This is a genomic window from Isoptericola aurantiacus (assembly GCF_044769875.1).
GTDB lineage: Bacteria > Actinomycetota > Actinomycetes > Actinomycetales > Cellulomonadaceae > Isoptericola > Isoptericola aurantiacus.
The window spans coordinates 1,086,309-1,104,514 of record NZ_JBJBAE010000001.1; the positions used below are offsets into that span (position 1 = coordinate 1,086,309).

General features: G+C 72.7%; 17 protein-coding genes and 1 riboswitch. Of the genes, 11 read left to right on the forward strand and 6 right to left on the reverse strand.

From position 1 onward, the window contains the following. Positions 1-65: 65 nt before the first annotated feature. From ACIQLL_RS05000 to ACIQLL_RS05010, 3 genes are all read right to left on the reverse strand, one after another. Positions 66-1,094 carry a methylenetetrahydrofolate reductase gene (locus tag ACIQLL_RS05000; protein ID WP_402463961.1) on the reverse strand — a complete coding sequence of 343 codons (1,029 nt, stop codon included), beginning with the start codon at positions 1,092-1,094 and terminating at the stop codon, positions 66-68. A 5-nt stretch (positions 1,095-1,099) separates the two neighbouring features. Beyond that, a riboswitch (SAM riboswitch) is annotated at positions 1,100-1,207 on the reverse strand. A gap of 142 nt (positions 1,208-1,349) precedes the next feature. Next, complete coding sequence (locus tag ACIQLL_RS05005) at positions 1,350-1,715, reverse strand: hypothetical protein (protein WP_402463962.1); 366 nt, start codon at positions 1,713-1,715, stop codon at positions 1,350-1,352. A 6-nt stretch (positions 1,716-1,721) separates the two neighbouring features. After that, positions 1,722-1,883 (reverse strand): hypothetical protein, encoded by a 162-nt coding sequence (locus ACIQLL_RS05010; RefSeq protein ID WP_402463964.1) that lies wholly within the window; start codon positions 1,881-1,883, stop codon positions 1,722-1,724. Positions 1,884-2,234: 351 nt separating this feature from the next. On the opposite strand from ACIQLL_RS05010, the gene ACIQLL_RS05015 reads away from it, so the two are divergent. The 4 genes from ACIQLL_RS05015 to ACIQLL_RS05030 all read left to right on the forward strand — a co-directional run bounded on the left by ACIQLL_RS05015 (position 2,235) and on the right by ACIQLL_RS05030 (position 6,497). Beyond that, positions 2,235-3,455, forward strand: coding sequence for an NYN domain-containing protein (locus ACIQLL_RS05015; protein WP_402463966.1), 1,221 nt, complete (start codon positions 2,235-2,237; stop codon positions 3,453-3,455). 15 nt (positions 3,456-3,470) lie between these two features. After that, positions 3,471-4,118, forward strand: coding sequence for a lysophospholipid acyltransferase family protein (locus ACIQLL_RS05020; protein WP_402463968.1), 648 nt, complete (start codon positions 3,471-3,473; stop codon positions 4,116-4,118). Between the two features lie 81 nt (positions 4,119-4,199). Continuing rightward, positions 4,200-5,327, forward strand: coding sequence for a class I SAM-dependent methyltransferase (locus tag ACIQLL_RS05025; RefSeq protein WP_402463970.1), 1,128 nt, complete (start codon positions 4,200-4,202; stop codon positions 5,325-5,327). Between the two features lie 114 nt (positions 5,328-5,441). After that, positions 5,442-6,497, forward strand: a complete 1,056-nt coding sequence (locus tag ACIQLL_RS05030) for a magnesium and cobalt transport protein CorA (RefSeq protein ID WP_402463972.1) — start codon at positions 5,442-5,444, stop codon at positions 6,495-6,497. A gap of 7 nt (positions 6,498-6,504) precedes the next feature. Here the strand turns inward: ACIQLL_RS05030 and ACIQLL_RS05035 are convergent, their stop codons facing one another. Next, positions 6,505-7,638, reverse strand: a complete 1,134-nt coding sequence (locus tag ACIQLL_RS05035; protein ID WP_402463974.1) for an App1 family protein — start codon at positions 7,636-7,638, stop codon at positions 6,505-6,507. Between the two features lie 4 nt (positions 7,639-7,642). After that, positions 7,643-8,371 carry a ZIP family metal transporter gene (locus tag ACIQLL_RS05040; RefSeq protein ID WP_402463976.1) on the reverse strand — a complete coding sequence of 243 codons (729 nt, stop codon included), beginning with the start codon at positions 8,369-8,371 and terminating at the stop codon, positions 7,643-7,645. A 53-nt stretch (positions 8,372-8,424) separates the two neighbouring features. On the opposite strand from ACIQLL_RS05040, the gene ACIQLL_RS05045 reads away from it, so the two are divergent. Next, the gene (locus ACIQLL_RS05045; protein ID WP_402463978.1) at positions 8,425-8,868 is read left to right on the forward strand and encodes a DoxX family protein; all 444 of its coding nucleotides are present in this window, start codon (positions 8,425-8,427) and stop codon (positions 8,866-8,868) included. A gap of 10 nt (positions 8,869-8,878) precedes the next feature. Here the strand turns inward: ACIQLL_RS05045 and ACIQLL_RS05050 are convergent, their stop codons facing one another. After that, on the reverse strand, positions 8,879-9,484 hold the full coding sequence (locus ACIQLL_RS05050; protein WP_402463980.1) for a DNA-3-methyladenine glycosylase I: 606 nt from the start codon (positions 9,482-9,484) through the stop codon (positions 8,879-8,881). Positions 9,485-9,754: 270 nt separating this feature from the next. Here ACIQLL_RS05050 and ACIQLL_RS05055 point away from each other — a divergent pair, with 270 nt between their 5' ends. The 6 genes from ACIQLL_RS05055 to ACIQLL_RS05080 all read left to right on the forward strand — a co-directional run bounded on the left by ACIQLL_RS05055 (position 9,755) and on the right by ACIQLL_RS05080 (position 18,191). After that, a complete protein-coding gene (locus ACIQLL_RS05055; RefSeq protein ID WP_402463982.1) occupies positions 9,755-10,777 on the forward strand; it encodes a LacI family DNA-binding transcriptional regulator in 1,023 nt (340 codons plus the stop codon). A 128-nt stretch (positions 10,778-10,905) separates the two neighbouring features. After that, positions 10,906-12,183 carry a sugar ABC transporter substrate-binding protein gene (locus tag ACIQLL_RS05060; protein WP_402463984.1) on the forward strand — a complete coding sequence of 426 codons (1,278 nt, stop codon included), beginning with the start codon at positions 10,906-10,908 and terminating at the stop codon, positions 12,181-12,183. A gap of 60 nt (positions 12,184-12,243) precedes the next feature. Beyond that, positions 12,244-13,227: a carbohydrate ABC transporter permease gene (locus tag ACIQLL_RS05065; protein WP_402463986.1), complete on the forward strand. Its 984-nt coding sequence runs from the start codon at positions 12,244-12,246 to the stop codon at positions 13,225-13,227. Further along, on the forward strand, positions 13,224-14,042 hold the full coding sequence (locus ACIQLL_RS05070; protein ID WP_402463988.1) for a carbohydrate ABC transporter permease: 819 nt from the start codon (positions 13,224-13,226) through the stop codon (positions 14,040-14,042). Before ACIQLL_RS05065 ends, ACIQLL_RS05070 begins: the two co-directional genes overlap by 4 nt. A 12-nt stretch (positions 14,043-14,054) precedes the next feature. Further along, entirely contained in the window at positions 14,055-16,049 is a 1,995-nt protein-coding gene (locus tag ACIQLL_RS05075; protein ID WP_402463990.1) for a glycoside hydrolase family 127 protein, read from the forward strand. Positions 16,050-16,115: 66 nt separating this feature from the next. Continuing rightward, on the forward strand, positions 16,116-18,191 hold the full coding sequence (locus ACIQLL_RS05080) for a glycoside hydrolase family 31 protein (RefSeq protein WP_402463992.1): 2,076 nt from the start codon (positions 16,116-16,118) through the stop codon (positions 18,189-18,191). Positions 18,192-18,206 lie beyond the last annotated feature (15 nt).

Genomic DNA, 18,206 nt, shown 5'->3' on the forward strand with positions numbered 1-18,206 from the left:
GCACCCGTGCCGCGTGCGGAGCGGCAGGGCGTGCGGGTCGCGCGCGGGCTCGCCGGGACGAGCGGTCAGGCGACCGTGGGGACGTCGGTCGGGATGCCCGGTACCAGCGGCCTTCTGGCCAGGTCGGGGACGACGGACGCCTCGGAGGGCGACGCCGTCCGACCGCCGAGGTGGACACCCTCGAGCAGGTCCAGAGCGGGACGTGACGTGTTGAACGTGTACACGTGCAGGCCGGGTGCGCCGGCGTCGAGCACGCGCTGGGCGACGTCGACGGCGTACGCGGTCCCGTAGGCGTGCTGCGCCTCGGGGTCCGGCTGGGCGTCCAGCGCGTCCAGCAGGTGCTGGGGCGCGGGCACACCCGTGAGGTCCTCGACACGGCGGAGCCGTCGTGGCTCGGTCGTGGGCATCAGCCCGGCGAGGATCGGGATCGTCACCCCGGCCGCACGGGCCTCGGCGACGAAGTCGGTGTAGCTGTCCGCGGCGTAGAACAGCTGGGTGATGGCGAACGAGGCGCCGGCCTGCTGCTTCTCCAGCAGGCGCCGCACCTCCTGGGTGCGCGTGGTGCCCGCCTGGCGGTTGCCGTCGGGGAACGTGGCCACGGCGACGGTCAGCGGCCGGGCGGCACCGCGCACGGCGGCGGCCGGGTCGGTGGCGCAGCGACGGGCCTCGACCTCGCGCAGCAGGTGCACGAGCTCGACGGAGGAGTGCACGCCGTCGTCCGGGGGCCGCCAGTCGGGCTGGTCCTTCGGGGGGTCGCCGCGCAGGGCGAGGAACGAGCGGACCCCCGCCTCGAGGAACTCGTCGACGACCTGCGACACGTCCTCGCGGGGCGCGCCCACACAGGTCAGGTGCGCGATGGGCAGCACCGGGGTGCCGGCCAGGAGCGTCGAGACGACCTGCCGTGCGGTGGCGCGGTCGCCGCCGCCGGCGCCGTAGGTGACCGAGACGAAGTCGGGCCGGGCCGCCACGAGGTCGCGCGCCGTCGCCCAGAACTTGGGCGCGGCGTCGGGCCGCCGCGGCGGCATGAGCTCGAAGCTCACCGTCGGGCGGGCGGGCACGGCACGTGCCGGGTCAGAAATTGCCTCTGCGACCATGCGTCACTCCATCGAACCTGGTGTTGAGCACCTTCGTCCTCGGGAGGCTTCCGTCGGAGAACGGGTTGCTGCGGCGTCGTCGAGCCAGGACTCTCGGCCGCTCTGGATGGCTTGGACCCCGACTCTAGGCGTGGCCCATCCAGCGGACAACCCTGACCGCATCGTGAGACGTTGCCGTCCGGCCCGCATCGCAAGCGTGGGAGAGTTCCGCACGTGCGGCCGACCGGCAGGGGTACGCGCTGAACTCGAGGGCGGTCATCCGCTCGCGTCGCGCAGGAACTCGGGGCGGAGCAGGTGGGACACCTCGGACCGCACAGAGTTCCGGACCTGGTCGGCCAGCAGCGTGCTCAGGATCTCGACGGCCTGGGGGTCCGGGACCTCGATGCTGCCCAGCCCCCGCACGATGAGCATGCGCGCCAACGTCGAGACCGGGGTACCCATGCGGTCGGCCTGCGCGGACAGGTCGGCGAACACCTCGGCGTCCAGCCGCACCGACAACACCCGCGGCGAGGTGACGCCCGGGGAACGGCGGGTGCCCACCGCGTCGGCCGGCAGCGGGTCATGCCTCGATTCCTCGGAGGCCTCCGCCTCGGCGGCGATCAGGTCTCGTACGTCGGACATCGGTCGTCACTCCTTCCCGTCCTCGTTGGTGTAGCGGCGTTGGTCGCTGGTGCTGGACCTCCACGCGTTGACGCCCCACAGGTGACCGTCGTCCTCCACGGTGATCACCGTGATGAGGAAGCCCGCAGCATCCGACCAGCCGATGGTCCGCACGCTCTTGCCGCTCACACTGGCCAGATCGGGCCGCAGCTCGACCGCATAGGGGTCCGCGTACGCCTCGTCAGCCCACGACGGTTCGATGTTCTGTTCACCTGACCCGTACCGGTCGGTGCGCGTGCGGATGTACTCCCCGCGGTGCTGTCAGTCCGGTCGAGCCATGCACTACAGAATACTACGCGAGGGCTCCTCGACCACTACCGCACCGACGAGGTTCTTGGCAAAGATCCTGCGGGACCGGCGCGCGGTCCAGGAACCACAGGGGTCCCGGGACCGGACTCTCCAGCCTGCTCGGCGTCCCGGGCGTCGGTCTCGGCTGGTCACCGGTCGGTGTCGGGGGTGCGTCAGCCGTAGGGTGACGGCATGGATACCGAAGAGCGCCTCGCCGTCTTTCTCGACTACGAGAACCTGGCGCTCGGCGCGCGGGAGCACCTGGGCGGGATGACGTTCGACTTCCAGCCGATCGCGGACGCCCTCGCGGTGCGGGGCCGGGTGGTCACCCGACGCGCCTACGCGGACTGGTCGTACTTCGACGAGGACCGGCGGATGTTGACGCGCCACCAGGTCGAGCTGATCGAGATGCCGCAGCGCATGGGTGCCTCCCGCAAGAACGCCGCGGACATCAAGATGGTGGTCGACGCCATCGAGATGGCGTTCGAGCGCGAGTACATCTCGACGTTCGTCATGTGTACAGGGGATTCCGACTTCTCCCCCCTGGTCAGCAAGCTGCGCGAGCTGGACAAGCGCGTCATCGGCGTCGGCGTGGAGAAGTCCACCTCCAGGCTGCTGCCCGGCGCCTGTGACGAGTTCCTCTTCTACGACCGCCTCGAGGGCGTCGACGTCCCCGACGAGTCCGAGCGTGCGCCCCAGCGCAAGAAGCCCGCCACCCGGCGCAGCGGCACGAGCTCCCGGTCGTCCGCCGGGTCCGCGAGCAGCACGTCCGGCGGCCGGGCCAAGGCCACCGCCACGGCCGAGGACAAGGCCGCCGCGCCGTCGTCGGGCCCGAAGGGTGGCCGCAAGAAGGCCGGGCTCTCGACACCCGAACCCGTCGACGTGCCCGACACCGCCCCCGAGCCCGACCACGACGAGGACGACGACGCGCCCGCCGGCGAGCCGCCGACCATGGAGGTCAAGGTCGCCCAGACCCTCGCCGGGCTGCAGGCCTCGTCCTCCGGCTCCGTGACGGCGTCGCAGCTCAAGCGCACGCTGGTGCGCAAGGAGCCGACGTTCAGCGAGTCCGACTACGGCTTCCGCACCTTCGGGGAGTTCCTGCGCTACCTCGCCGACCGGGAGGTCATCGTGCTCTCCGACGGGCCGTCGTCGGGCGACCCCGTCCTCGAGCTGCCCGAGCAGCCCGACAGCGCCAAGGCGTTCGACCTGCTGCGCGACGTCGTGCAGGAGGCGGGCGGCACCGCGGCGCTCTCCGGCCTCAAGAACCATGTGCGCAAGCGTCGCCCCGACTTCTCCGAGAAGGCCCTGGGCTACGGCGGTTTCCTGCAGTTCTGCAAGGCGGCCGCGGCCGCCGACGCCGTCCGGCTCGCGTGGGACGAGGAGGCGGACGACTACCTCGTCACCCTGGGCTGAGGGCACAATGGGTCGGTGACGTACCGGATCCTCAAGCTCGTGTGCTCGCTCCTGGTGTACGTGTTCCTGCGTCCCCAGGTGCTCGGGCTGCACCACGTGCCACGGCGGGGACCGGTCATCATCGCCAGCAACCACCTGTCGTTCATCGACTCGATCATCCTGCCGCTCGTGGTCCCGCGGCACGTCACCTTCATCGCGAAGTCGGAGTACTGGACGGGCCGCGGCCTCAAGGGCCGGATCTCGCGATGGTTCTTCACCACCATGGGTCACATCCCGGTGGACCGCGACGACCCGCGGGCCGGGCAGCGTTCCCTGCAGGACGCGCTGGCGGTGCTGCAGGGCGGTGACGCGTTCGGGATCTACCCCGAGGGGACCCGCTCGCGCGACGGGCGGCTGCACAAGGGTCACACCGGCGTCGCATGGCTGGCCCTGGCCGGCACGACGCCGGTGGTCCCGGTGGCGCTGCGCGGCACCGACAAGGTGCAGCCCGTCGGCCGGCGGCTGCCCCGCCCCACCCGCGGCATCCGGGTCGAGTTCGGCGTCCCGATCGACCCGTCGCGACAGATCGCGGCCGGTACCCGCCCCGCGCAGGCGCGCCGTGAGCTGACCGACCAGGTCATGGCCTCGATCCACTCCATGAGCGGCCAGGAGCTCGTGCCCTGAGCGGCGCCGCCGGCCAGAGTTCACCCCCCGTGCCGGCGCCGATCCCGCGACATCCGCGCCGGGTCGTCGCACCCTCGAAGGATGAGCGACCCGAGCACATCGGCGGGTGCCCCTGCCGCCGACGACGAGCAGCCCCGTCCTGACGCCCCGCTCGCGGAGCGCGTCTTCTCCACCGGCGTCGCCATGATGGAGGGGCTGTCGATCTACCTCGGCGACACGCTCGGCTGGTACCGCGCCCTCGCCGACGCCGGCGCGCTGACCCCGGCAGAGCTCGCCGAGCGCACCAGCACCCGGACCCGGTACGCCCGCGAGTGGTGCGAGCAGCAGGCCGCGGCCGGCTACCTGACCGTCGCCGAGGACGCTGCCGACGGTGCTCCCGACGGCTCTGCCGCCGAGCGCCGGTTCGGGCTCGACGCCGAGGCCGTGACCGTGTTCACCGACCCGCACAGCACCGACTTCCTGGCCCCCTACATCCGGCTCGTCGCCGCCACGGCGGTCCAGCTGCCGGCCCTCGCCGAGGCCTACCGCAACGGGGGCGGCGTGTCGTGGGAGCTGCTGGGCGACGACGCGCGCAGCGGCCAGGCGGACATGAACAGGCCCTGGTTCGAGCAGGAGCTGCCGGCCGCGCTCGCCGGCGTCCCGGCGCTGCACGAGGACCTCGCACGGCCCGGGACCACGATCGCCGACGTCGGCTGCGGGTACGGCTGGTCGACCGTGGCCCTGGCCCGCACCTACCCCGAGGCGACCGTCGTCGGCATCGACATCGACGGGCCGTCGATCGAGCGGGCCCGCGCCCACGCCGCCGCGGCCGGCGTCGACGTGACGTTCGTCCACAGCGCGGGGGAGGACTTCGCAGGCGGCGGGTACGACGCCGCGTTCCTCTTCGAGTGCCTGCACGACATGCCCTACCCGGTCGACGTGCTGACCGCCGTCCGGGCCGCCCTGAGGCCCGGGGGCCGGGTCGTCGTCATGGACGAGGCGGCCGAAGACACGTTCGCCGCGCCCGCCGACGAGGTGCAGCGGGCGCTGTACGGGTTCAGCATCCTGTGCTGCCTGCCGGACAGCCTCAGCCACCCGGGCAGCGTCGGCACCGGGACGCTGATCCGCCGCGACACCGTGGCGCGCTACGCGCACGAGGCCGGGTTCACGTCCGTCGCCGACCTGCCGATCGCCGACTTCGGGTTCTGGCGCTTCTACGAGCTGCGCTGACCTGCCCGGACGGGCTCCGCTGCGTATGCTGCCCGCGAGGGAAGGGGCGTGCGGATGGTGGATCGGAACGGCCCGGGAGCGCCGTCGCGACGCCGGGACAGGCTGCGGCGACGGGTGCAGGTCACGACCGTGTCCGAGCCGGCGGAGGTCGCGCACGTCACCCGCTACGTCGAGGACGGCCGTCCGCAGCCCGCGCCGGCGGACGCGAGCGTGGCCGACGGCCTGCGGTTCGCCGAGGCCGCGCCGGGACGCATGACGATGTCCCTCTACCCCCGGCCGTCGGCGCAGGACGTCCGGGAGCTGGCGCAGGCCTGGCAGCTGCACCCGCTGCTCGTCGAGGACCTCCTGCACGCGGGCCAGCGCCCCAAGCTCGAACGCTACGGCGACGTCCTCTTCCTCGTGGTGCGTTCCGCCTGGTACGTCGACGAGGCGGAGGACGTGGTCCTCGCGGAGTTCCACCTGCTGGTGCGTCCGGGCGCGGTGGCCGTGCTGTGCCAGGACGGCCGCTGGATCGACGGCGAGCCGGCCACCGGGCTGGACGAGGAGTCGGACCGGTTCGTCGGCAGGGGCGGCACGCTGCTCTCCGACGAGCACCTGCTCCGTCTCGGCCCCGAGGCGGTCGTCTATCGGCTGCTGGACGCCGTCGTGGACGGGTACGCGCCCGTGCTGCAGGGGCTCGCCGTCGACAAGGAGCAGATCGAGCGGCAGGTCTTCAGCGGGGACGCGGCGGTGGCCGAACGGATCTACCGGCTCAGCCAGGAGGTCATCGACATGCAGCACGCGACGGCGTCGCTGACCGAGGTGCTGGAGGCGTTGCGGGCGGGGTTCGCGAAGTACACCATCGCGACCGAGCTGCAGACCTACCTGCAGGACGTCTCGGACCACCTCAGGCGCGCCGACGCGCGGGTGGCCGAGCTCCGCGAGGCGCTCGGCCAGATCCTCGAGGTGAACTCGACGCTGGTGGCCCAGCGTCAGAACGAGGACATGAAGAAGATCTCCGGCTGGGCGGCGATCCTGTTCGCACCGACCCTGATCGCCGCCGTCTACGGGATGAACTTCGACGTCATGCCCGAGCTGCACTGGGCGTTCGGCTACCCGCTGGCCGTGGCGCTCATGATCGCGTTCGCCGCGATCCTGTACTGGGTGTTCAAGCGCAGCCGGTGGATGTAGCCGGCCGTCACCGGTCCGTCCCGCGGTCCCCGTCGGGTGGTGCGGCCCCCGGCCCCGGCAGCACCCCGGGAAGCTCCCGCAGCCGCCGCGCGAGCTCGAACCCGTCCGCCCCCGTGACCACGGGGACGACCCGGCCGGAGCCCCGCGGACCGGATGCCTCCTGCGCGGCGTCCGCCCCGCCGTCGGGCAGGTTGCCGGCCAGCACCTGCTCGGAGGACGTGAGCCTGCGGATCGCCACGGCCGCCACCTGGCCCGGCCACCGCTCGACGGCGCGCGCGTAGATCTCCGCGTCGTGCTGCCCGTCGTCGCCCACCAGCAGCCAGCGCACGTGCGGGAACCACGTCATGAGCATCTCGAGGCTGGCGTTCTTGTGCGCCTGCCCGCTGCGGAACCAGCCCGTCAGCGTCGGCCCCCAGTCGGTGAGCAGCAGCGGACCGGGCGGGTAGACGTGGCGGGCGAGGAACGCGCGCAGCGTCGCGGCCGTGTTCCAGGCACCCGTGGAGACGTAGAGGAACGGGGCGTCGGGGTGGGCCTGCCGCAGGGTGCGGTACAGCTCGGGCATCCCCGGGACGGCCCGGCGCTTGCTCGAGTGGCGCACGAACGTGTTCCAGGTGGCCAGCAGCGGCCGGGGCACGGAGGTGACCATGGTGGTGTCGTCGATGTCGCTGACCACCCCGAACGTCGTGCCGGCGTCGATCACCAGCAGCGGCGCGTCGACCGAGCTCTCCTCCGGCCCGCCCGGGCCGGTCAGGCGCGCGTGCTGCCACCCGGCCGGCAGCCCGCCGCCGTCGGGCAGCTCCACCTGGACGTCGACGTAGCCCGCGCGGTCGGTGCGCACGACGACGTCCCGCCCGCCGACGTCGACGTGCACCGGGCGCAAGGGCTCGGGCACCGTCAGGTAGTGGCGGAACCCGCGGCGCCCCGAGCGGTGCGGGTCGTCGGCCGCGAGTCGGCCGGGGGGCGCGAGCAGCAGCCGGGCCAGCACCCGTACGCGGCCCGGCGTCCCGTAGCCCGTGTACGCCTCCAGCCGGGGGCGCCAGCCGAGCCGGCGCAGCAGCCGCCCGGCAGCGGCGTAGAACCGGTCCTCGACGACGGCGGCGAGGTGGGGCCGCTGCGACGGGTGCGGTGTCGTGGTGGCCATGCGCTCAGCCCCCGATCGCCGAGAGGCCGAAGGCCGAGGCGAACCCGAGCACGGTGACCAGACCCGTCACCGGACCGCCGAACTCCGTCGCCTCCGGGATCATCGTGTCGATCAGCATCGTCAGCAGGGCGCCGGCGGCGAAGGCCTGCACGACGGCGAGCACACCGGGAGCAGCACCGCCCAGCGCCGCGTAGCCGACCCCCGCCGCGACGGCGGAGACCAGCGTGGTGCTGCCCCACAGCACGAACAGGCGGACCGTCGACGTGCCGGCCTGGCGCAGCCCGACCGTCGCGGCCATCGCCTCGGGCAGGTTGGAGACGAACACGGCGGCGAGCACCGCGACGCTGATCCCGCCGCCACCGACCAGCGTGGACCCGAGCACCACGGACTCCGGGATGCCGTCGAGCACCGTGCCGAGGGCGATCGCCCCACCGGTGCCCTGGGACTGTGCCCCGGTGGAGCGTTTGCGGTCGTCGCCCCCGTACCGGTCGATCAGCAGGTCACCCCCGAAGAACGTCAGCGCACCGGCGGACAGCCCGGCCAACAGCACCCAGCCGCTCGCGTCTTGCGACGCGTCCTCCACCAGGTCGTAGGCCACGGCGCTGATCAGCACACCGGCTCCGAACGCCATGATCAGACCCGTGACGCGTCTGCTGGGGGTGCGCCACAGCACCAGCAGCGCGCCGATGATCAGCGACGAGCTGCCGAGCAGTCCCCACCAGAAGCCTTCCACGGGGACATCAGACCAGGTCGCACCCGTGAGCGCACGGTGCGACGATCGCAGGCATGGATCTGCACGAGCTCACCCGTCCCACCCCCACGTCGCTGCCGCGGACGCTCTCCCGGATCGGTCTGGGCCTGGCGCTCGCGGGTGCCGGCATCACGCACCTGACGGTGGCCCGCGAGGAGTTCCGGGCCCAGGTGCCGGGCTGGTTCCCGGTCGACGAGGACGTGACGGTGCTCGCCTCGGGCGTGGTCGAGATCGCGATCGGGTCCTCGCTGGTCGTGCTGTCCCGGTGGAAGGTCGCGGTCGGCCTCGTCGCCGCGGCGTTCTTCGTGGTGATCTTCCCCGGCAACGTCGGCCAGTGGCTGGAGCACACCGACGGGTTCGGGCTGGACACCGACGCCAAGCGGTTCGGCAGGCTGTTCTTCCAGCCGGTGCTCGTGGCGCTCGCCCTGTGGTCCACGGGTGCGTGGGCGGCCGCGCGCCGCGCGGTGCGGGAGGACTGAGAACTCCTCGTCACCCCGTGACGGCGCGGCAGGTGGCGGGGTGGTCGTCGACGAGCCCGCACGCCTGCATCGCCGCGTAGGCCGTCGTCGGGCCGAAGAACCGGAAACCCTCTGTCTTCAGGGCCTTGGCCAGGGCCCTCGACTCGTCGGTGCTGGCGGGGACGTCCTCCCAGGTGGCGGGGCGTTCGCCGCGAGGCGGGGGAGCGAAGGACCAGAAGAGCTCGTCGAGCGTGCGGCCGGCGTCGTGCAGCGCCAGGACGGCGCGACCGTTGGCGATCGTGGCCTCGATCTTGGCGCGGTTGCGCACGATGCGGGCGTCCGCGAGCAGACGCTCGACGTCGTCGGGCGTCATCGCGGCGACGCGCTCGGGATCGAAGCCGTGGAAGACCTCGCGGAACGCGTCGCGCTTGCGCAGGATCGTCAGCCACGACAGCCCGGACTGGAACCCCTCCAGGGCGATCCGCTCGAGCAGCGCGCCCTCGCCGTGCACCGGGACGCCCCACTCGGTGTCGTGGTACTCGGCGTAGAGCGGGTCGCCGTCGCCGAAGCATCGAGCGGCCGGTGCGGAGGTGTCCGGGAGTGTCGGGGCGTCGGCGGGGTCGGCGGTCGGCGTCATGGACCCAGCGTGCCGCACGGGGCCGACAGCCCGCAGCGTTCTCCACAGGCGCGGGTGCACCCCTCGTCGAGCGTCTCTGTCCCGTGCTCATCCGGCGCCGACTCCACCGGAACGGAGACGCTCGACGCGACCGGGTCGGATGTGAATCGGTTCGATGATTGCCACGGGGAACGGCTAGATCACGGGTCTGTCACGACTCTTGCGTGACCCAGAGCACGTGCGTTACTGTCGAACCGGTTCGCAAGGACGAGAGCAGATCAAGGAGGCACGGTGGCCACCATCGGGGACGTCGCCCGCATCGCGGGTGTGTCGCGCAGCACGGCGTCGTACGCGCTGTCCGGCAAGCGTGCCATCTCCGCCGACGTCCGCCGTCGTGTCGAGGACGCCGTCCGCGAGCTGGGCTACACCCCCAACGCCGGCGCGCGCGCCCTGGCCACGTCGCAGACCCGCGTCATCGGGCTGCTCGCGCAGTTCCTCGAGGACGAGTTCGCGCCCGCCATGCTCCAGTACATGCTCGGCGTGTCGAACACGGCGCGCGAGCTGGGCTACGACATCCTCCTCGCCACGGAGGAGGACGGGCGCAACGCCCTGCGCCGGATGACCGACTCGCGCATGGTCGACGGGATCGTGCTGCTGAACGTCGCCGAGGACGACGACCGCCTGCCGATCCTGCGCGCGGCGACCCAGCCCGGCGCGCTCGTGGGCCTCCCGGCCGACTGCTCCGGCGTCGACGTGTTCGACCTCGACTTCGAGGAGGCCGGCCGGCTCATGGTCGACCACCTCCACCGCCTCGGGCACCGCGAGCTGGTGCTCGTCTCGCAGCCCGAGCACGTCGTCGAACGCGGCGGCGCGTACGTGTGGCGCCTGCAGAACGCGGCGCTCGCCGAGGCCCGGGCGCGCGGCGTCACGCTGCACCCGGTCTTCGGGTCGTCGCACCAGCCCGACGTCGGACGGGACCTGCACGCCCTGCTCGACGCCCACCCGAACGCCACCGGGCTGCTCATCAACAACGAGGCGGCGGCCGCCGCGCTGCCCACCGTCCTGCACGAGCGCGGGCTCTCCGCGCCGTCGGACCTCTCCGTCGTCGGGCGCTACTCGAACGAGTTCGCCCGCACGTTCTCCCTGCCGTACTCCTCGATCGAGAGCGCCCCGGACCGCCTGGGGCGCATGGCCGTGCGCGAGCTCGTGCGGCGGATCGAGGGTCAGGTGGGTCCCGACGAGCCGCACGTCGTGCGGTTCGTCTCGCCCGAGCTGGTCGACCGGGGCAGCACCGCCGCCCCCCGGGGGGACTGATACCGCACCACACCGCGTCGTCGTCTCCGCACCAGCGTCAGCGAACCGGTTCGACGATCCATCCACGCAGCAGAAGAAGCACCAGCAGGCCGCCGGCGCCGTCGTCGGCCGACGTTCAAGGAGGAACCATGCAGCACATCAGGCGCAACCCCCGGACTCTCGCCGCAGCAGCCGCCCTCGCCGTCGCCGGCGTCGGCGTGCTCGGCGCGTGCTCCTCGTCCGACGACGCCGGCACGGACGACGCGTCCGGCGACACCGCGGCGGGCGGGACCTACACGTGGTGGGACCCGTACCCCCAGCACGACGGCTCCTCCGACTGGGAGGCCCGCGTGCAGGCGTGCGGCGAGGACGCCGGCGTCACCATCGAGCGCACCGCCTACGACACCACCGCCCTGACCAACCAGGCGCTGCTGTCGGCTCAGGAGGGCACGTCGCCCGACGTCATCCTCATCGACAACCCGGCCGTGTCCACGCTCGCCGACACCGGCATGCTCACCACGGTCGACGACCTCGGCCTCGACACCTCGGCCCTCGACCAGAACCTGCTCGACGCGGGCGTCGTCGACGGCGCCGCCTACGGCGTCCCGATCGGCGCCAACACGCTCTCGCTCTACTACAACGCGGACGTCCTGTCCGACGCCGGCGTCGACCCGGCGTCGATCACCGACTGGGACTCCCTGACCGCCGCCCTGGAGCAGGTCACCGGGGCCGGGCACAAGGGCATCACGTTCGCCGGGATCGGCACCGAGGAGGGCTCCTTCCAGTTCCTGCCCTGGTTCTGGGGCGCGGGCGCCGACCTGACCGACCTGTCCTCGCCCGAGGCCGTCGAGGCCCTCGAACTGTGGAAGGGCTGGCTGGACGACGGTTACGCCCCCAACACCGTCATCAACAACTCCCAGAACACCGTCTGGGAGGAGTTCCTCACCGGTGACTTCGCGTTCGCCGAGAACGGCACCTGGCAGGTCAACAGCGCCGCCGAGGCGGACTTCGAGACCGGCATCGTCCAGCTCCCCGGCAAGGACGGCGGCGTGGCCCCGGCCCCGACCGGCGGCGAGTTCATCGTGGCTCCCGTCCAGGAGGACACCGCGCGCTACGACGTGACCCGCCAGATCGTCGAGTGCATGACGACGCCGGAGGGCTTCGTCGAGACGGCGAACACCTTCGCGTACTACATCCCGCCGACGGCCGAGGGCCAGGAGCAGCTGGTCGAGGAGAACGCGGACCTCGAGCCGTGGGTCGAGGCCGTGCAGAACGCCAAGGGCCGCACCAGCGACGGCCTGGGCACCGACTACCCGCTGATCTCCGAGGCGCTGTGGACCGCCGTGCAGAACGCGCTGTCCGGTGCGGCCAGCCCGGCCGACGCCCTGGAGACCGCACAGGCCGACGCCGAGGCCGCCACGAGCTGACGCTCGCGGCCCCGGACCGCACCGCGCCCCGCGGGGCGCACCCATCGAGAAGGACCTGTCATGACCAGCACCCCGGCAGCGGTCGGGTCGCGCGGAGGGCCGCGCGGCGCGGCGGGCACCACGCCCGCCGCGCCGCCCGCCCGGCGGCGCCGACGGACGCTGAACCCGAGCCAGTGGGCCGCGATCGGCTTCGCCGCGCCGCTCCTGGTGTACCTCGTGCTCTTCTACGCGTACCCCCTGTGGCGCAACATCGACCTGTCGGTGCACGACTACACGATCCGCGCCTTCGTGCAGGGGGACGCCGAGTTCGTCGGCTTCCAGAACTACCTGGACGTCTTCAGCTCCTCGACGTTCCCGACGGCGCTGTGGAACACGGCCGTGTTCACGTTCGGGTCCATCGCGTTCCAGTTCACGATCGGTCTGGCGCTGGCCGTGTTCTTCCGGTCGAGCTTCCGGCTGTCCGGCACGCTGCGCGCGATGTTCCTCGTGCCGTGGCTGCTGCCGCTGATCGTGTCGGCGTCCACCTGGGCGTGGATGCTCAACAGCGAGAACGGCATCGTCAACTCGGTGATCACGGCGTTCGGCGGCGAGCAGATCAACTGGCTCACCTCGCCGGACACCGCGCTGCTGTCGGTGACGATCGCCAACATCTGGCTGGGCATCCCGTTCAACCTGGTCATCCTCTACTCGGGGCTGCAGAACATCCCCGGCGAGGTCTACGAGGCCGCGTCCCTCGACGGCGCCGGCCCGTGGCGGCAGTTCTGGTCCATCACGTTCCCGCTGCTGCGGCCCGTCTCGGCGATCACCATCCTGCTGGGCCTGATCTACACCCTCAAGGTGGTCGACGTGATCTGGGTGATGACCACCGGTGGCCCGGGCGACGCGTCCACGACGCTCGCCATCTGGTCCTACCGCGAGGCCTTCGGCACCGGGCAGCCCGACTTCTCCCCGGCCGCCGCCGTCGGCAACCTGCTCATCGTCATCGCGCTGGTGTTCGGGTTCCTGCACCTGCGGCTCCAGCACCGACAGGAGGTGACGTCATGACCGGCACCCGGCCCTGGTGGAAGACCGCGCTCGGCGTGCTCTTCACGCTCGTCATGCTGTTCCCCGTCTACTGGATGGTGAACGTCTCGTTCACGCAGACCAAGGACCTGCGGGCCGACCCGCCCCACTGGTTCCCCTGGGACCCCACGTTCGAGGGGTACCAGGCGGTGTTCGACCAGCAGATCGGCGCGCTGGGCACCAGCCTGCTGATCGGCCTCGGGTCGGTGGTGCTGACCGTCGTCATCGCCGCGCCGGCCGGGTACGCCCTGGCGCTGCTGCACCTGCGTGGCGGCCGGACCCTGAACTTCCTGCTGCTCGTGGCGCAGATGATCCCCGCCGTGGTGATGGCGATGGGCTTCTACGCCGTCTACAACAACCTCGGCCTGCTCAACACCGTGGGCGGCCTCATCGTCGCGGACTCGACGATCGCGGTGCCGTTCGGCGTGCTGCTGTTCACCGCCTTCATGGCAGGCATCCCGCGTGAGCTGCTGCAGGCGGCCCGGGTCGACGGCGCCGGCCCGTGGCGCACCTTCTGGGAGATCGTGCTGCCGGTGAGCCGCAACTCGGTGCTGACGGTGTCGCTGTTCGCGTTCCTGTGGGCGTGGTCGGACTTCATCTTCGCCTCCACGCTCAACCGCAACGGCGACCTCATCCCGATCACGCTGAGCATCTACAACTACATCGGCAACAACACCACGCAGTGGAACGCGATCATGGCCACCGCCGTCGTCGCGTCCGTGCCGGCCGCGATCCTGCTCGTGGTGGCCCAGCGCTACGTGGCGGCCGGTGTCACCGCCGGCGCCGTCAAGGACTGAAGGGCTCTCGACGTGACAGACACCATCTCCGGCGCGCTCCGCGCCCGGCCCGTCGTCCCCGCGGGACCCCGGCGCGGGGTCGGTATCGGCGAGGTCCGGCTGGACGGCGGCTTCTGGGGCACGCTCCAGGAGACCAACGCCCGCGCCACGCTGCAGCACTGCCTGGACTGGATGGAGCGGCTCGGCTGGATCGCCAACTTCGACCGGGTCGCGGACGGTACCGTCGGCACCACCGGGGAGCCCCGGCCGGGCTGGCAGTTCTCCGACTCGGAGGTCTACAAGCTGCTCGAGGCCGCGGCCTGGGAGCTCGGGCGCACCGGCGACCCGGCCACCGAGGCCCTGTGGACGAAGGTCGTGGACCGGGTCGCCGCGGCCCAGGACGACGACGGCTACCTCAACACCTGCTACGGCCACGCCGGTCAGCCGGGCCGCTACACCGACCTCTCGGCCGGCCACGAGCTGTACTGCACCGGGCACCTGCTGCAGGCCGCCGTCGCGCGGCTGCGCACCCACGGCCCGGACCTGCTCGTCGAGGTGGCGCGACGGGCCGCGGACCAGGTGTGCCGGGAGTTCGGCCCCGGCGGCCGCGACGGGTTGTGCGGCCACCCGGAGATCGAGCTGGGGCTGGCCGAGCTGGGCCGGGCGCTGGGCGAGCCGCGCTACACCGAGCAGGCACGGGTGTTCGTCGAGCGTCGCGGGCACGGCACCCTGCCCCCGATCGCCCTGCTCGGTCCCGCGTACTTCCAGGACGACGTCCCGGTGCGCGACGCCGACGTGTGGCGCGGGCACGCCGTGCGCGCGCTCTACCTGGCGGCGGGAGCCGTGGACGTCGCGGTCGACACCGACGACGACGACCTGCGGGCCGCCGTCGAGCGGCAGTGGACGCGCTCGGTGGAACGTCGCACGTACCTGACCGGCGGCATGGGCTCGCGCCACCAGGACGAGGGGTTCGGCGAGGACTTCGAGCTGCCGCCGGACCGCGCGTACTGCGAGACCTGTGCCGGGATCGCCTCGGTGATGGTGTCCTGGCGACTGCTGCTCGCCACCGACGACGTCCGGTACGCGGACCTGATCGAGCGCACCCTGTACAACGTGGTCGCCACCTCCCCGCGCACGGACGGGCGGGCGTTCTTCTACGCCAACCCGTTGCAGCAGCGTGAGCAGGGTGCGCCGATGCGGCCGGACGCGGTGAACCCCCGTGCGGAGGGCGGCGCCCGCGCCCCGTGGTTCGACGTCTCCTGCTGCCCCACCAACGTGGCGCGCACGCTGGCCTCGTGGCACACGTACGCCGCGGTCGTCGAGGAGGGCGCCGGTCCGGACGCGACGGCGGTCGTGACGCTGGCCCAGTACGCCTCCGGTGACGTGCGCGTCGCCTTCGGGGACGGTGAGCTCGCCCTGCGCGTGGACACCACCTACCCCGAGTCGGGGACCGTCCGGGTCGAGGTCGTCGCGGCGCCGGTCGCGCCGGTCGCGCTGCGCCTGCGGGTGCCGCACTGGGCCGATGGCGCCACGCTGACGTCGGCCGTGGCCGCCGGCGGGGCGGACGGTGCCGTGAAGGACGCCGCGCCGGGGTGGGTGGAGGTGCCGGGGGCGCTCGCCGCGGGCGACGTCGTCGTGCTCGAGCTGCCCGTGGCGCCCCGCCTGACCTGGCCGGACCCGCGCGTGGACGCCGCGCGCGGAACGGTCGCCGTCGAACGCGGACCGGTCGTGCTGTGCCTGGAGTCCGTCGACCTGCCCGACGGCGTCGCCCTGGAGTCGGTACGCCTCGACGTCGCGGCCGGGGTGGACGCCCACGACGACGGCGCGCTCGTGCGGGTGCGCGCGGTCGGCCTGCCCGACGGCGGCACGGGGCTGCCGCCGTTCGCCTCCGCGCCGCCGGCGTCGTCCGCGCCGCCGGCGTCGGCGCTCGACGTGGCGTCGGGGACGTTCGAGGTCACGCTGGTGCCCTACCACCGGTGGGCCGAGCGCGGTCCGTCCACGATGCGCGTGTTCGTCCCGACCACCTGATCCACCGCCCGGGGCGCACGCCCCGGGCGGTGCACCACCCATCCGCCACTCGTCGAAGGAGACCTGGTGACCGCAGCGAACGACCTGCCCGTCCACGCCGACGGACATCGCCTGATCTGGCGCGGCGCCGGCGAGACGCTCGTCGTCGAGCCGTGGGGACGGGACAGCGTGCGCGTGCGCGCGTCGCTGGGCGACGTCGTCGACGCCGACTGGGCGCTGCTGCCGCCGGACCCGGCGGCGCACGCCGACGTGCGCACCGAGGTGCGCCCCGACGGCGCGACGCTCGTCAACGGCGGGCTCCGCGTCGAGCTGGCGGCGTCGTCGTGGCACCACGACCCGGTGGGCTACGAGGTGTTCCGCTGCGACCTGGCCTTCTACGACGCCGACGGCCGGTTGCTCTTCCGCGAGCTGGACCGGGGCGGGTCGCTGGACCTGCGGGCGCGGCACCTGCGCCCGCGGACCGGCGACGACGGCGTGACCCTGACGGCGTCGTTCGAGGCGGACCCCGACGAGCACCTGGCCGGCATGGGGCAGTACCAGCAGCACGTGCTGGATCTCAAGGGGTCGACGTTCGAGCTCGCGCACCGCAACTCCCAGGCGTCGGTGCCGTTCGTCGTCTCCAGCGCGGGGTACGGGTTCCTCTGGCACGACCCGGCGATCGGGCGGGCCACGTTCGCCCGCAACCGCACCGAGTGGTTCGCGGAGTCGACCCGTCAGCTCGACTACTGGGTGACGGCAGGCCGGACGCCGGCCGCGATCGCGCGGAGCTACGCCGCGGCGACCGGCCACGCCCCGATGATGCCGGAGCGCGGCCTCGGGTTCTGGCAGTGCAAGCTGCGGTACTCCTCGCAGGAGGAGCTGCTGGAGGTCGCCCGCGAGCACCGGCGTCGCGGGCTGCCGCTGGACGTGATCGTCGCGGACTTCTTCCACTGGCCGCACATGGGCGACTACCGGTTCGAGGACGAGTTCTGGCCGGACCCGGCGGCGATGGTCGCCGAGCTGGACGAGCTCGGCGTCGAGCTCATGGTCTCGGTCTGGCCCCAGGTGGCGCTCGCGTCGGAGAACTACGTCCACCTGCGCCGGAACAACCTGCTGGTCCGTGCCGACCGCGGGCTCGATGTGCAGATGTCGTTCGAGGGGCCGAGCGCGTTCCTCGACGTGCTGAACCCTGCGGCCCGGGAGTGGCTGTGGGAGACGTGCCGCCGCAACTACGGCCGCCACGGCATCCGCACGTTCTGGCTCGACGAGGCCGAGCCCGAGCTCGGCGTCTACGACTACGACGCCTACCGCACCCACCTGGGCCCCTACCAGCGGGTCGGCAACCTCTACCCGCAGGCGTTCGCGCGGGCGTTCTTCGAGGGGCAGCGGTCCGACGGCGAGACCGAGGTGGTGAACCTGCTGCGGTGCGCGTGGGCCGGGAGCCAGCGGTACGGCGCGCTGGTGTGGTCGGGGGACATCTCCTCGACGTGGACGGACCTGGCCCGGCAGATCACCGCCGGCATCCACATGGGCGTGGCGGGCATCCCGTGGTTCACCACGGACATCGGCGGCTTCCACGCGGGGGACGTCGGCGACCCCGGGTTCCACGAGCTGCTGGTGCGATGGTTCCAGTTCGGGACGTTCTGCCCGGTGATGCGGCTGCACGGCGACCGGCTGCCGTACGAGGAGATCAGCGCAGCCGACGGTTCGCGGCGGCTGCGCTCGGGCGGGCCGAACGAGCTGTGGAGCTTCGGCGACGAGGTGTACGCCGTGCTGGAGCGCTATGTACATCTCCGGGAGGACCTGCGCGGTTACGTGCGTGACGTGATGCGCGCCGCGCACACCGACGGCCAGCCGGCGATGCGCGGGCTGTTCCACGACTTCCCGGCCGACCCGCGAGCGTGGGAGATCGACGACCAGTTCCTGCTCGGCCCGGACGTGCTCGTGGCGCCGGTCCTGGAGCCGGGCGCTCGCGAGCGCGAGGTGTACCTGCCGGCCGGGGCGCGCTGGACCGATGCGGCGAGCGGCACGGTGCACGACGGCGGGACCTCCGTCGTCGTGCCCGCTCCGCTGGACGTGGTGCCGGTGTTCCTGCGGGACGGCGCGCTGGACGGGCTCGTCGGGCGCACCGCGGGCCGGGACGCGGGGGAGCCGGTGGGCTGACCGGTGCCGGGGCGC